Below are 13,162 nucleotides of genomic sequence, written 5' to 3'. Positions count from 1 at the left end.
GAAATGTCGGCGGCGCCCGGTAGCGTCGCCGGCATGAGCGATCTTCCGATGTGCGCCTTCCCGTCCCCGGCCGCTTTCGAGGAGTGGCTGGAAGCCGAGCACGCGGTGTCCCGGGGGCTGTGGCTCAAGTTCGCCAAGAAGGGCTCCGGCGTGGAGTCCATCACCTATCCCGAGGCGCGGGACGCGGCGCTGTGCTTCGGCTGGATCGATGGGCAGAAGGCCCCCCTGGACGAGACGTACTGGTTGCTGCGCTTCACGCCCCGCACGCCCCGCAGCAAGTGGTCGCAGATCAACCGCGAGCGCGTCGCCGAACTGACCGCCGAGGGCCGGATGCGCCCGGCGGGGCTGGCCGAGGTCGAGCGGGCCAAAGCGGACGGGCGGTGGGAGCGCGCCTACGCCTCGCCGCGGAACGCGACGGTCCCGGAGGACCTCCAGGAGGCGCTGGACGCCGATCCGGCGGCGGCGGAGGCCTTCGCCGCCCTCGACGGCCGCAACCGCTACGCCATCCTCTACCGGATCGGCGAGGCGAAGCGGCCCCAGACCCGCGCCGCCCGGATCGAGAAGTTCGTTGGGATGCTGCGGCAGGGCGAGAAGCTCCATCCCTGACCGTCGGGTGCCCGGCTCGCACGACTCGGCCCCTGGAAGATCACTGAGGGTGTCGGCTCCGTTACTGTTCCCCTATGGGGGAGACGCTGGTCACTGAGCTGTTCGGGGATTCGGCGCGACGCCGGGAGGCGCGCAGGCGGACGGCCAGGGAGTTCCGGAAGGAGCGGACGGCCGCCGAGCTGACCGTCGCCCTGACGATGGCGGCGTGCGGCGGGGTCGGCGCCGCCGAGTCGCTGGCACGGCGGTACGGCCACTACTTCGTACCGCACGAGTGGACGGAGCGGCTGAACGCCGGGCTGCGGTCGCTGCTGTGGGGGGATCCGGCGGTGGAACTGGCCGGATACCTCCTGTGGATCGCGGGCATGGCCCTCCTGCTGCTGGCGGTGCTGCCGGGCTACGCGCGTCTGGAGCTGCTCAGGGGCGCCGACCCGGCGGTCTCGGCCGCGCTGACCAGGGAGGGGCTGCGGCGCGCCCTCGTGGACGCGGCCCTGGGGGTGCCGGGGATCGAGGGGGTGCGGGTGCGGGTCGGCCGGAAGATCAGGGTCAGGGGGTACGCGCGGCGCGGCACGCCTCCCGAGGCGTGCGAGCCGCTGCGGCGGGCGGTGCGCGTCCGGTTGGGGGAGATCTGCCCGCAGCGCCGCCGCCGGGTCGTCGTCCGGCTGAGCCGGCGCGGCTGATGGCGCGCCGGGGGCTGGCGCTGGCGGGGCTGGCGCTGTGCGGGACGAGCGGAGTGCTCCTGGCGCTGAACCGGTTCCTGGGGGACCGGGCGGTGCTGGGCGAGGGCACCTCCGACTTCATCGCCGGGCATGTGTGGTTCTGGCCGGTGGTGACGGCCCTGCTGGCCGCGACGGCGGTGCTCGGGACGTGCTGGCTGCTGGCCCAGGGGCGGGCCGTGGCGCTGCGGCGGTTCACTCTGCTGGGCGGGCGCAGGAAGGCTTTGACGAACGAGGCGGTGGCCGCGCTCACCCGGGAGGTGATGGGGCTGCCGGGAGTGCACGACGTGCGCGTCCGGTTCACCGGCACCAGGTCCAGGCCGCGGGTGATGCTGCAGATCCTCTGCCATGAGAGCGCCGACCTGGGGCTGCTGCTCACCCGGATAGGCGAGGAGTCGCTGGTGCGCTTCCGCGAGGTGATCGAGATGCCGGATCTGCATGCCGTCCTGCGGTTCCGGCTGGTCTATCAGGAGACACGTATCGCTTAAAGAGTGCTCTACCAGCATTTATCGGTTCCAAGGACGCATGACGTGGCCGTGCTTCGTACAGTTCTAAGCAAGTCGCTCCTAGTCCTTACGTAGGAGGTATCGATTAGCAGTGACAGCGGCATCCTGTCCCGTATCCCGGTCAGTGAAGGGGGTCTGCGCCCGATTGAGAAAACAGAGCTAGACCTTCTGCTCGAGACCGGCGACGCGTGACCGCGTCGCCGGTCTCATGCCTGGACGGAAGTTTTATGTGATCCTGGTCGGGTGAGTGGGGAATTCTGGCAGACCGGCCTGCTCGGCCTCTGCGCCGGACTGCTGATCTCGGTGGTGACCGCGCCCGTGGGAGTGTCCGGGGCGGTGTTCCTGCTCCCCGTCCAGTTGAGCGTGCTCGGCGTGCCCAGCCCGGCCGTCACCCCCACCAACCTGCTGTTCAACGTGGTGGCGGGCCCCGGAGCGCTGATCAGGTTCCGCAGGACGGGGCAGCTGGCCGGACCCCTGGCCCGGCTGCTGGTGGCCGGGACCGTGCCGGGCGTCGTCGTGGGAGCGGTGATCCGGGTGTTCGTCCTGCCCGGGCCCCAGGTGTTCAAGCTGCTGGTCGCGGCCTTCCTGCTGCCGCTGGGGGTGTGGCTGTGCCTGCGGACGGTGCGCCCCTCCCGACGGCCTTCCGCGACCGTCCCGTCCCGTTTCTCGGTATCACTGCTGGCCCTGGGAGTCGGGATCATCGGCGGGATCTACGGGGTCGGCGGCGGCTCCCTGCTCGGCCCGATCCTGGTGGGCCGGGGCCTGCCCGTCGCGGTGGTGGCCCCCGCCGCGCTGGCCTCCACCTTCGTCACCTCGATCGTGGGAGCCGCCGTATCCCTGCTCACCCCCGGTGACATAGCCCCCCAGTGGACCCTGGGCGTCCTGTGCGGGCTCGGCGGCCTGCTGGGCGGGTACCTGGGCGCCCGCCTCCAGCCCCGGCTCCCGGAGAAGGCGCTGAGGCTGCTGCTGGGCGGGCTCGCCGTCGCCGTCGCCCTCCTCTACCTGGCCGGATCCCCGCGCGGAGCCCTATAGTTGGGGGCGACGCCGAATGATCCCCTGCGGGAGAGTGTCCGGGCCCTGCGGGTCCGGGCCGCCGAAGGAGCAATTCCTCCCCGGAACCTCTCAGGTACCCAGGACCGCAAGGGTGGGCGGCCTCTGGAAAGAGAAGGTCCGGGAGCCTTCCGCCGAAGGTGAAAGCCCTCACGGGTGAAGCTCTCAGGCAACGCAGACAGAGGGGGAGGGCCCAGTCCGCAGGTGTACGGATGGGACGATGGGAAACGTTCTCGCCGTGTGCCGGTCACAAGGAGCCCACCCAGGTGTCTGCAAAGATCACGCCGCTGTACGAGCTGCACAAGGAACTCGGCGGCAACCTCGTCGACTTCGCCGGTTACCTCATGCCCCTGCGCTACGGGTCGGAGACGGCCGAGCACCACGCCGTGCGCACCAGCGCCGGGATCTTCGACATCTCGCACATGGGTGAGATCTTCGTTACAGGCGCGCAGGCCGCCGAGGCGCTCGACCACGCGCTGGTGGGCCTGGCCTCGGCGCTGGAGGCGGGCAGGGCCCGCTACACGATGATCGTCAACTCCGAGGGCGGGGTGCTGGACGACCTGATCGTCTACCGGCTCAGCCGGCACGGGTTCATGGTCGTGGCCAACGCCGCCAACGCCGGGGTCGTCGCCGAGGAGTTGAAGAAGCGGGCCGAGGGGTTCGAGGCCGCGGTGGACGACCAGTCCGAGAACTACGCGCTGATCGCCGTCCAGGGGCCCAGGGCGCAGGCCGTCCTGGAGCGGCTGACCGACGCCGACCTGGCCGGGCTGAAGTACTACACGCTGATCAGCGGCACGGTGGGGGGCGTGGTGTCCTTCATCGCGCGCACCGGATATACCGGAGAGGACGGGTTCGAACTCTTCATCCACTCCGAGGACGCGGTCACGCTCTGGAAGAAGATCACCGAGGCGGGGGACGGGGAACTCACCCCGTGCGGGCTGTCGGCGCGCGACACGCTCCGGCTCGAGGCGGGCATGCCGCTGTACGGGCATGAGCTGACGGCCGACCTGACCCCGTACGATGCTGGTCTCGGCCGGGTCGTACGGCTGGAGAAGGACTTCGTCGGACGCGACGCCCTCGCGGCCGTCGCCGAGAGCGGGCCGTCCCGCAGGCTCGTCGGGCTCGTCGCGCGGGGGCGGCGGGTCCCGCGCGCGGGATACGCGGTCATCGGCGACGACGGCTCGCCGTGCGGCGTCGTGACCAGCGGAGCACCGTCCCCGACCCTGGGCAAGCCCATAGCCATGGCCTACGTCGGGATCGGCAGCACGCCGGTCGCCGTCGACATCCGCGGAAAGCAAGAACCGGTCGACGTGGTCGACCTGCCCTTCTACAGGAGAACAGACAAGTGAGCGTTCCTGAGCAGCTCCGTTACACCGAGGAGCACGAATGGGTCTCGGGCCTGGACGGTGAGGACGGCATCGTGACCGTCGGGATCACCGACTACGCCGCCGACGCCCTCGGCGACATCGTGTACGTCTCGCTGCCCGAGGAGGGGCAGACGGTGACCGCCGGCGAGCCCTGCGGCGAGGCCGAGTCCACCAAGTCGGTCTCCGACATCTACTCGCCGCTCTCCGGCGAGGTCGTGGCCGTCAACCAGGCCGTCACCGAGGACCCCGGCACGATCAACGCCGACCCGTACGGAGAGGGCTGGCTGTACCGCATCCGGATCGACGACGACAACCCGGACCTGCTCGACGCCGAGGCCTACTCAAAGATCATCGAGGAAGCATGAGCACCCTTTTCCAGCACCTGTCCGACGTCGACCCCGAGGTCCACGAGGCGGTCAGGGCCGAACTGGGCCGCCAGCAGCACACCCTGGAGATGATCGCCTCGGAGAACTTCGCTCCGGTGGCGGTGCTCGAGGCGCAGGGGTCGGTCCTCACCAACAAGTATGCCGAGGGCTACCCGGGCCGCCGCTACTACGGCGGCTGCGAGTACGTCGACGTCACCGAGCAGCTGGCCATCGACCGGGCCAAGGCGCTGTTCGGGGCCGAGCACGCCAACGTCCAGCCGCACTCGGGGGCGCAGGCCAACACGGCCGTGTACTTCGCGCTGCTCGACCACGGCGACACCATCCTCGGCCTCGACCTGGCGCACGGCGGGCACCTGACCCACGGCATGCGGCTGAACTACTCGGGCAAGTTCCTGAACGTGGTGCCCTACCACGTCCGGGAGTCCGACGGCCTGGTCGACATGGACGAGGTCGCGGCGCTGGCCGCCGAGCACCGGCCCAAGATGATCGTCGCCGGCTGGTCGGCCTACCCGCGCCAGTTGGACTTCGCCCGGTTCCGCGAGATCGCCGACTCCGTCGGCGCGCTGCTGTTCGTCGACATGGCGCACTTCGCCGGCCTGGTGGCGGCGGGGCTGCACCCGTCCCCGGTGCCGTACGCCGACATCGTCACGACCACCACGCACAAGACCCTGGGCGGTCCTCGCGGCGGCCTGATCCTGGCCAGGGAGGAGCTCGGCAAGAAGATCAACTCCGCGGTCTTCCCGGGCATGCAGGGCGGTCCGCTGGAGCACGTGATCGCGGCCAAGGCCGTCGCGCTCAAGATCGCGGCGTCCGAGGAGTTCAAGGACCGCCAGCGGCGCACCCTGGAGGGAGCCCAGGTCATCGCCGCCCGGCTGCTCCAGGAGGACGCGGCCAAGGCCGGGGTGAAGGTGCTGACCGGCGGCACGGACGTGCACCTGGTCCTGGTCGACCTGGTGGACTCCGAGCTGACCGGGCGGGACGCCGAGGACCGGCTGCACGAGATCGGCATCACGGTCAACCGCAACGCCGTCCCGAACGATCCGCGTCCGCCGATGGTGACCTCCGGGCTGCGGATCGGCACCCCGGCGCTGGCCACCCGCGGTTTCGGCAGGGAGGACTTCGAGGAGGTCGCCGACATCCTCGCGCTGGCCCTGCAGCCGGAGTTCGACGCCTCGGCGCTGAGCGCCCGGGTCAAGGCGCTGGCCGACCGGCACCCGCTCTACCCGGACCTGTGAGCCTTCCCGGACCACCGGATCCGTGAGCGAGGCCCCGCCCGACCGTCGTGTCGGGCGGGGCCTCGTCCCGTTACCGGCCCCGTTGTTGACCGGGCGGCTCCCCAAAGGAAACACTGTATCCACTGAAGGAACATGCGGGTGGGAGGCGCGATGCCGGCGGAAATGATCGTGGTCGGAGCGGGGCCCGGCGGGCTGGCGTGCGCGATCGCCGCGGCGGAGGCGGGCGGCTCCGTCCTGGTCCTGGAGAAGGCGGACCGGATCGGGGGAGCGCTGCCCTACTCCGGAGGGCACCTGTCGGCCGGCGGGTTCTCCGCGCAGCGCGAGCGCGGCATCGAGGACGACGTCGAGGCGCACTGGGAGGACGTCCGGCGGATCAGCCGGGGGACCGGACGGCAGGACCTCACCCGCCTCTCCCTGGCCGAACAGCCCGCGGTGCTGGAATGGCTGCTGGACGCCGGCTACACCATCGACCCGGCCACGCCCCGGATCGTGCACGGGCACGAGCAGTACCGGACGCCCCGGACGGTGCACGCGTCCGAGACGCCGGGCGGACCGGAGATCCTCCGGGTGCTGGGCGTGCTGCTGGAACCGCACCTGGCGTCGGGGAAGGTGGAGGTCCGCTGCGGGACGGGGGTCGCCGGGCTGCTGACCGAGGGAGAGGCCGTCGTCGGCGTCGTGACCACCGGCGGGCAGGAGTTCCGCGCCCCCTCGGTGGTGCTGGCCACCGGCGGCTTCGGCTACGCGCCCGAGCTGTTCGCCGAGCTGGAGGGCGCCCCGCTGACGACGTCCGCCGCCCCCACGTCCACCGGAGACGGAGTGATCATGGGCCGGGAGGCCGGCGCCGCGATCCAGGGCCTCGGCAAGTACATCCCGACCTTCGGCGGGCTGCCGCCCGAAGGCGGGGACCTGCGGGTCGACTGGCTGCACCGGCCGCAGCTGACGGCGCCCGAGCGTCCGCCGTGGGAGATCTACGTGGACCGGCACGGGCGGCGGTGGGTCGCCGAGGACGACCCGAGCATCGACCACAAGGAACGGAAGCTGACCGGCATCGACCGGATGACCTTCTGGATGGTCTTCGACTCCCGCGCGCTGCGGGAGTCCCGGCCGATGGTGCACGGCTGGACCCCCGAGGAACTGGACGCCAGGTGCGGAGCGCGGCGCGGCGTCCACAAGGCCGACGACCTGGCGTCGCTGGCGGCCCTGGCGGGGATCTCGCCGGAGGGCCTGGCCGAGGGCGTGGAGAGGTACAACAAGGCGGTGGCCGCCGGCCGCGACGACGACTTCGGGCGCACCCACCTGCCCGCCCCGATCGTCGAGGCGCCCTTCTACGCGATCGAGAACCACCCCGTCACGCTCATCACCTTCGCCGGGCTGGACGTGGACGAGCGGCTGCGCGTCCGGCGCGAGGACGGGCGGGTCATCCCCGGCCTGTACGCGGTCGGCGAGGTCATCGGTTCGGCCGCGGTGAACGGCAACGCGTTCTGCTCGGGGATGTGCCTCACCCCCGCCATGGCGTTCGGCAGGATCGTCGGCAGGAGCCTGGCGGGGGCGTGACCACCCCGCCTGGCCCCCGGTGGGGGTTCGGCGGGGGCGGCTCGGGCTTCAGTGGGCGAACTTGAAGCCCGCCGCGCGCAGCTTGGCCGAGGAGACCGGCATGGTCGGGGTCTTGATCTCGCCGCGGAAGGACAGCGGCGGCAGGCCCTCGGCGGCGCAGATCTCACCGAACGCCTGCTCGTTGGTCGGGGGGACCGTCTCGTCCGGGACGGCGTTGTAGACGCCGGTGAGCTCGTTCTCCACGACGAAGGCCAGTGCGGCGGCGGCGTCGCGGTAATCGATGCGGTACAGCAGCGACTCGGCCGAGAACGGGACGCTGCCGCCCAGCATCTCGTGGGCCATCTTCACGCGGCTCGGGTAGTCGATGTCGCGGGGGTGCCCGTAGACGTCCGGGATGCGCACGACGGCGCCGCGGGCGGTGGACAGGACGGCCTCCTCCCCGGAGGCGAAGTTGCGCGGGGAGGCGTCGTCGTCGTCGGTCGGCGGCGTCGACTCGTCCACGACGTCGCCCGTACCGGCCCCGTACACCGACACGGAGCTGGTGAACACGACCCGCGGGTGCACGGCCGCCGCGGTGGCGGCGCTGGCGGTGAGGGTGTCGGCGTACTCGGCGATCCGCGACTCGGCGTCGAAGGACCGGGAGATCCGCGGGCTCACCGTCAGCACGACGGCGTCGGCGCCCCGCGTGGCCTTCTCCACCGCCTCCCGGTCGCTGCCGCGCAGCACCGCGACATCGGAGCAGACCTCCTGGAGCTCACCCACCCGATCCGGGGTGGTCGTGGTCCCGGTGACCCGGTGCCCGGCCGCCTTCCAGCGCCGGGCCAGCTCCATGCCGACATTTCCACAGCCGATGATCACGTAGTGCACGACCAGAACCCTTCAGATGGAAACAGTGTTTCCACTGTGGCGTACCCGGGGTGCTTCTGCCAAGACCGCGCGGCCTCTGGCCTGCGCGGAGACGGGCCGTTCAGGAACCGGAGTAGCGGCCCGGGGGTTCACCCACGGCCGCGGTGAAGTCGCGGATGAGATGGGACTGGTCGCAGTAGCCGAGCTCCGCGGCGAGGGCCGGCCAGTCGATCCGGTCCCGCGCCTCGGCGCGGGCGGCGACCTCGTGGAGGCGGGCGCGGCGCAGGACCCACTTGGGGGAGGCGCCCACGTACTCGGCGAACAGGCGCTGCAGGGCGCGCACGGACAGGCCCGCGGCGAAGGCGGCCTCGCCGACGCGGAAGAGGGAGGACCCGGTGGTGAACCGGTCGACGATCTCGGCGGCCCGCAGGGCGTCGGGGTCGGGGCGCGGAGGGATTCGGGCGAGGAGGAACGCGTCGGCCAGCGCCGCCATCTCGGCCGGCTCGGCGGCGGCCTGGACCGCCCTGCCGAGGCCGTCGGCCTCGGGGCCGAAGCACTCGGAGGCGGGGACGCGGCGGTCGAGGAGCCCGGCGACGGGCGAGCCGTGGAAGGCGCGGAACGCCCCGGCGCGGAACTTCACGCCCAGGGCGTGGGCGCGGCCCTCCAGCCTGCGGACGAACAGGCCGCGGGGGACGCCGTAGACGAACGTGCCCTCCGGCTCCATCGTCAGGTGGATGTTGGGGTGGCTGAGGACCTTCGCCTCGTAGACCTCGTCGACCCGCCAGCGGACGCACCAGTAGTGCTCGACGTACGGCGCGAGGGGCGCGCTCGGCGCGTGCTGGGTCAGATCGACGTAACGGGCCTGTTCGGCGAGGTGCAGGACGCCCCGGGCCTTCACCGCCGTGTCCGCGTCGCCGTCGCGTTTCTCCAAGACCGTCCCCCGTGTGGAAGGCTAGTTTCGAATGTATGAACGAAACATACAAGGCCATGACCGAGTGCGCAGGGGAAGCGGCGCGGATCGCCGGGAAGGTGCCCGGCCACAGCCTGGACGGGCCCACGACCTGCTCGGACTTCGACCTGCGGACCCTGGTGAACCACTGGGTGCTCTACACCTCCTACGGGCTGGAGCACCGGGCGCTGAAGAAGCAGCTCCCCCAGGAGCTGGTCGAGCGCGACTTCGCCGCCGAGGAGGACTGGCCCGCCGCTTACGCCGCCCAGCTCGACCGCGCCCTGGAGGCCTGGTCGGACCCCGCGGCCTGGGAGGGGGAGGTCTCCTTCGGCGGCGGCCACGCGGCGCCCGCCTCGCAGGTCGCCGAAATGATCGTCAAGGAGATGGCCGTCCACGGCTGGGACGTCGCCCGCTCCATCGGCGAGGACTTCCGCATCGGCGACGAGTCCGCCGCGCTCGTCCTGCGCGTGGTGGAGGAGCACGGTGACCTGTACCGCAGCTATCAGGGCTTCGCCGACCCGGTCGCGCTCCCGGCCTCCGCCTCCCTCTTCGACCGGGCCCTGGCTGCCTCGGGCCGCGACCCTCGCTGGAGCCGCTGACCCGGCCGGCCCAAAGGCCGGTGCGCCGGCGGTCAGCGGGCGTGCTCGACGACGAGGTCCGCGAGGGCGGCGAGTTCGGCGAGGGCGGAGGGGTCGGGGGCGACCGCCTGAAGGGTGGCCAGGGCCTGGTTGCGGAGCTGGGCCAGGCGCTCCACGCTCCAGGCGCGGCCTCCGGCCGCCTCGACGAGGGCGGCGGCCTCGGCCGGGTCGAAGGGGCCGGGGCCGCGGTACAGGTCGTGCAGGGCGCGGGCCTCGGGGGTGCCGGCGGTGAGGGCGGCGACGACCGGGAGGGACTTCTTGCGGTTGATCAGGTCGGAGTAAAGGGGTTTGCCCGTCTCGGCAGGGTCGCCCCAGATGCCCAGGAGGCCGTCCGCGTGTTGGAAGGCCAGGCCCAGATGCTCGCCGAAGAGCGCGAACGCCGCCACCTGCTCGGGGGAGCCGCCGCCCGCGTCGGCGCCCAGGGCGCAGGCGCAGCGCATCAGGGCGCCGGTCTTGCCCACGGCCATCGCGACGCACTCCGACAGGAGCACGTCGTCCCGCGACTCGAAGGACATGTCGAGCTCCTGGCCGTGGAGCAGGTCCAGGACCCCGGTGGTGAGCACCCGGGCGGGGTCGCCGGTGGCGGCCGGCGTCTTCAAGGCCAGGGCCAGCAGCACGTCTCCGGCGAGGATGGCCCGGCCGGTGCCGAAGACCCGCCAGGCGGCGGGCCGGCGCCGCCGGGTCCCGCCTGAGTCCATCACGTCGTCGTGCAGCAGCGAGAAGTCGTGGATCAGCTCGACCGCCACGGCCGCGGGCACCGCGTCCTCGGCCCGCCCGCCGACGGCGCGGGCGGCCAGCAGTGCCAGGGTGGGGCGGAACGCCTCGCCGCCGGAGTCGGCCGGTCTGCCTTCGGCGTCCCACCAGCCCCGGTGGTAGCCGGCGATCAGCCGGACCGTCTCGGGCAGTGAGCCGACGGCCTCGCGGAGCGCGGGTTCGACCAGGGCCCGTCCCCAGTCCAGTGTCGCGGAGGCCGGACGGGATATCTCGTGCAGGACGGTCATGGAGTCTCTCTACGAAAAGTCAGATAATGGCTACGTTGCGTGGCCATCCTAGTTCGCAGAGTCGTTCTCGGGTGCCGAAAGTAATCGGATCGTCTCTCTCAGGTGAACCTGACGGGGTTGATGATGTCGGCGTAGACCAGCAGCGCGCCCATGACGAGCAGGGTGATGCTCATCACGTAGGTGAGGGGCAGCAGCTTGGCCACGTCCACGTAGCCGGGGTCGGGGCGGCGCAGCAGCCGGGCGATGCCGCGCTTGAGGCCCTCCCACAGGGAGCCCGCGATGTGGCCGCCGTCCAGCGGTAGCAGCGGGATCAGGTTGAACATGCCGACCGCGAAGTTGATGGAGGCCAGCAGCGCCACGAACCAGGCGACCTTCTCCATCCCGGGGTTCTCCGAGGCCAGGATCTCGCCGCCCAGGCGGCTGGCGCCGACCACGCCGATCGGCCCCTCCGGGTCGCGTTCCTCGCCGCTGAAGGCGGCGTGCCAGATGCCGACCATCTTCTCCGGCAGGTTGACGAAGGCCTCCAGGGTCCGGGTGGTCATCTCGGACATCTGGGCGGCCACGTCGCCGGGCCCGCCCTGCACCCGGTCGATCAGCGGGCTGATGCCCAGGAAGCCGACCGTGACGATCTTGTCGGAGTCCTTCAGGTCCTGCATCTGGTTGGCGGTGATGTCCAGGGAGACCGGGATCTCCTTGCCGTCCCGCCTGACCACGGCCGGGACCGTCTTGTCGGCCGACTTCCGGATCAGCTGCTGGAGCTGGGGGTAGTCCTCGATCCGCTGCCCGCCGAAGGAGACGAAGGTGTCACCCGGCCGCAGCCCGGCCTTGGCGGCGGGCGTGGAGCGCGCGGTCTCCTCGGGAGTGCACTCGCGCAGGGTGCCGTCGGGGAGGTAGGCCTCCTTGGCCGAGATGGTGCACTTGGAGACGGTGGAGACCGTCGGGGTGGACTGCAGGGTGCCCAGGCCCATGATCAGCACGGCGAAGAACACCACGGCCAGCAGCAGGTTGGCGGCGGGTCCGGCGAACATGATGAGCAGCTTCTGCCACCACTTCTTGGCGTAGAAGACGCGGTCCCCGTCCCCGGGGCCGACCTCTTCGAGCGCGCCCTCCCGGGCGGAGTCGATGAGCATCTGGAAGCGGCCGGTGGAGGAGCTGCGGACCATCCCGTCCGGGTCGCCCTTGCGCGGCGGCAGCATGCCGATCATCCGGATGTAACCGCCGAGCGGGATCCACTTGACGCCGTACTCGGTCTCGCCCCGGCGCCAGGACTTCAGCGTGGGGCCGAACCCCACCATGTACTGGGTGGTGCGGACGCCGAAGAGCTTGGCGAACGACAGATGCCCCAGCTCGTGAAAGGCGATCGAACCCATCAGCAGCACGAAGAACAGCAGCGCGCCACCGAGCACGATCAGTGTTTCCATGTGTCAACGACCCCAGTCCGCCCCTGTGGAGGGCTGCTTCCACCCGTTACCCGGTGCCAGAGTAAGCGATGCGGACGATTCCGGCTCATGATCGAGCAGATCATGTCGCCCCGCGATCAGTTCCTGGAGCCGGATCTTGGCCTGGATCGGCGGGTGGCGCAGCAGGAGTTCCCGGCGGAGCGCCCGGCCCTGCCGGCCCGGGTCGTCCGTGTAGAGCCAGCGGGCCCAGGGCGAGCCGGGCCGGGCGAGCCGGACCGCCCCGACGGCGGGGAGCAGCGGCAGGAACAGCCCGGTCAGCCCGGTCCAGATCTTGCCCTTGAGCAGGCAGACGACGGCCAGGGCCAGGTTGAGGGCCAGGCTCAGCACATACAGCCAGGTCCTGACCTGCTCGGTCCCGGCGAAGACGGCGAGGCCGACCGGCCGCACGCCCAGCAGCAGCAGGCCGGTCAGCGCGATCGCGACGAACACCGCGTCGACGCTGGTCCGGCCCTCCTCCGTCCAGTACACGTCCCGCAGGTGCAGGATCAGCGCGAACTCGTCCAGCACCAGGGCCGCGCCGATGCCGAAGAGGGAGGCGGCGACGGTGTAGGCGGCCCGGTGCTCCTCGGGGATGGAGAAGGAGGCGATGCCCGCGCAGAGCATGAGGACCACGCCGAAGACGACGTGGTGGATGTGCACGTCACCGGCGACGACGTTGCGCAGCCAGCGGCGCCCGTGCTCCGCCCGGATCAGCCTGACGCCGATCCGGGTGAACAAGAAGGTCAGGATGAAGGAGACGAAGAAGCAGAACAGGGGCAGCCTGCCAGGTTCCACCACCCTGCTGTCGAAGAGCTCCCACACGACTCCCCCTGAACCTCACTGGACACTGGCTTAACAGTATTTGCCAGGAC

General features: G+C 71.4%; 14 protein-coding genes and 1 riboswitch. Of the genes, 9 read left to right on the top strand and 5 right to left on the bottom strand.

The window, feature by feature from the left end:
• The first annotated feature begins 33 nt into the window (after positions 1-33).
• The 8 genes from ABGB12_RS24060 (at position 34) to ABGB12_RS24025 (ending at position 7,417) form a co-directional block, all read left to right on the top strand.
• The gene (locus ABGB12_RS24060; RefSeq protein WP_347681626.1) at positions 34-606 is read left to right on the top strand and encodes a YdeI/OmpD-associated family protein; all 573 of its coding nucleotides are present in this window, start codon (positions 34-36) and stop codon (positions 604-606) included.
• A gap of 74 nt (positions 607-680) precedes the next feature.
• Positions 681-1,283, top strand: coding sequence for a DUF6286 domain-containing protein (locus ABGB12_RS24055; RefSeq protein ID WP_347681624.1), 603 nt, complete (start codon positions 681-683; stop codon positions 1,281-1,283).
• Complete coding sequence (locus ABGB12_RS24050) at positions 1,283-1,807, top strand: hypothetical protein (RefSeq protein WP_347681622.1); 525 nt, start codon at positions 1,283-1,285, stop codon at positions 1,805-1,807. The genes ABGB12_RS24055 and ABGB12_RS24050 overlap by 1 nt, the downstream gene beginning before the upstream one ends.
• A gap of 261 nt (positions 1,808-2,068) precedes the next feature.
• Positions 2,069-2,857, top strand: coding sequence for a sulfite exporter TauE/SafE family protein (locus ABGB12_RS24045; protein WP_347681620.1), 789 nt, complete (start codon positions 2,069-2,071; stop codon positions 2,855-2,857).
• Between the two features lie 17 nt (positions 2,858-2,874).
• Positions 2,875-2,974, top strand: a riboswitch (glycine riboswitch).
• Between the two features lie 113 nt (positions 2,975-3,087).
• Complete coding sequence (gene gcvT, locus ABGB12_RS24040; RefSeq protein WP_347681618.1) at positions 3,088-4,224, top strand: glycine cleavage system aminomethyltransferase GcvT; 1,137 nt, start codon at positions 3,088-3,090, stop codon at positions 4,222-4,224.
• Positions 4,221-4,607, top strand: coding sequence for a glycine cleavage system protein GcvH (gcvH, locus tag ABGB12_RS24035; protein ID WP_347681616.1), 387 nt, complete (start codon positions 4,221-4,223; stop codon positions 4,605-4,607). Before gcvT ends, gcvH begins: the two co-directional genes overlap by 4 nt.
• Positions 4,604-5,863 carry a serine hydroxymethyltransferase gene (glyA, locus tag ABGB12_RS24030; RefSeq protein WP_347681614.1) on the top strand — a complete coding sequence of 420 codons (1,260 nt, stop codon included), beginning with the start codon at positions 4,604-4,606 and terminating at the stop codon, positions 5,861-5,863. Before gcvH ends, glyA begins: the two co-directional genes overlap by 4 nt.
• A 150-nt stretch (positions 5,864-6,013) precedes the next feature.
• Positions 6,014-7,417, top strand: a complete 1,404-nt coding sequence (locus ABGB12_RS24025; RefSeq protein ID WP_347681612.1) for an FAD-dependent oxidoreductase — start codon at positions 6,014-6,016, stop codon at positions 7,415-7,417.
• A 48-nt stretch (positions 7,418-7,465) separates the two neighbouring features.
• On the opposite strand, the gene ABGB12_RS24020 is transcribed toward ABGB12_RS24025, so the two are convergent.
• Together ABGB12_RS24020 and ABGB12_RS24015 are read right to left on the bottom strand one after the other, a co-directional pair.
• The gene (locus ABGB12_RS24020) at positions 7,466-8,284 is read right to left on the bottom strand and encodes an NAD-dependent epimerase/dehydratase family protein (RefSeq protein WP_347681610.1); all 819 of its coding nucleotides are present in this window, start codon (positions 8,282-8,284) and stop codon (positions 7,466-7,468) included.
• 100 nt (positions 8,285-8,384) lie between these two features.
• A complete protein-coding gene (locus ABGB12_RS24015; protein ID WP_347681608.1) occupies positions 8,385-9,194 on the bottom strand; it encodes a helix-turn-helix domain-containing protein in 810 nt (269 codons plus the stop codon).
• A gap of 35 nt (positions 9,195-9,229) precedes the next feature.
• Here ABGB12_RS24015 and ABGB12_RS24010 point away from each other — a divergent pair, with 35 nt between their 5' ends.
• Complete coding sequence (locus ABGB12_RS24010) at positions 9,230-9,811, top strand: TIGR03086 family metal-binding protein (protein WP_347681606.1); 582 nt, start codon at positions 9,230-9,232, stop codon at positions 9,809-9,811.
• A gap of 32 nt (positions 9,812-9,843) precedes the next feature.
• On the opposite strand, the gene ABGB12_RS24005 is transcribed toward ABGB12_RS24010, so the two are convergent.
• From ABGB12_RS24005 to ABGB12_RS23995, 3 genes are all read right to left on the bottom strand, one after another.
• Positions 9,844-10,851, bottom strand: coding sequence for a polyprenyl synthetase family protein (locus ABGB12_RS24005; RefSeq protein ID WP_347681604.1), 1,008 nt, complete (start codon positions 10,849-10,851; stop codon positions 9,844-9,846).
• 98 nt (positions 10,852-10,949) lie between these two features.
• Complete coding sequence (locus tag ABGB12_RS24000; RefSeq protein ID WP_347681603.1) at positions 10,950-12,272, bottom strand: site-2 protease family protein; 1,323 nt, start codon at positions 12,270-12,272, stop codon at positions 10,950-10,952.
• A 3-nt stretch (positions 12,273-12,275) separates the two neighbouring features.
• Positions 12,276-13,112: a hypothetical protein gene (locus ABGB12_RS23995; RefSeq protein ID WP_347681602.1), complete on the bottom strand. Its 837-nt coding sequence runs from the start codon at positions 13,110-13,112 to the stop codon at positions 12,276-12,278.
• Between the last annotated feature and the right edge of the window lie 50 nt (positions 13,113-13,162).

Origin of the sequence: Actinocorallia sp. B10E7 (genome assembly GCF_039871655.1) — a bacterium.
Lineage (GTDB): Bacteria > Actinomycetota > Actinomycetes > Streptosporangiales > Streptosporangiaceae > Actinocorallia.
This window is presented reverse-complemented; position numbering and strand designations above follow the sequence as displayed.

Bases quoted from the DNA above. Each gene is read 5' to 3' on its own strand.
- ABGB12_RS24050 (WP_347681622.1), top strand. From the start codon at position 1,283: ATGGCGCGCCGGGGGCTGGCGCTGGCGGGGCTGGCGCTGTGCGGGACG.
- ABGB12_RS24000 (WP_347681603.1), bottom strand. From the start codon at position 12,272: ATGGAAACACTGATCGTGCTCGGTGGCGCGCTGCTGTTCTTCGTGCTG.
- ABGB12_RS24005 (WP_347681604.1), bottom strand. From the start codon at position 10,851: ATGACCGTCCTGCACGAGATATCCCGTCCGGCCTCCGCGACACTGGAC.
- ABGB12_RS24055 (WP_347681624.1), top strand. From the start codon at position 681: ATGGGGGAGACGCTGGTCACTGAGCTGTTCGGGGATTCGGCGCGACGC.
- gcvT (WP_347681618.1), top strand. From the start codon at position 3,088: ATGGGACGATGGGAAACGTTCTCGCCGTGTGCCGGTCACAAGGAGCCC.
- ABGB12_RS24010 (WP_347681606.1), top strand. From the start codon at position 9,230: ATGAACGAAACATACAAGGCCATGACCGAGTGCGCAGGGGAAGCGGCG.
- ABGB12_RS24060 (WP_347681626.1), top strand. From the start codon at position 34: ATGAGCGATCTTCCGATGTGCGCCTTCCCGTCCCCGGCCGCTTTCGAG.
- ABGB12_RS24025 (WP_347681612.1), top strand. From the start codon at position 6,014: ATGCCGGCGGAAATGATCGTGGTCGGAGCGGGGCCCGGCGGGCTGGCG.
- glyA (WP_347681614.1), top strand. From the start codon at position 4,604: ATGAGCACCCTTTTCCAGCACCTGTCCGACGTCGACCCCGAGGTCCAC.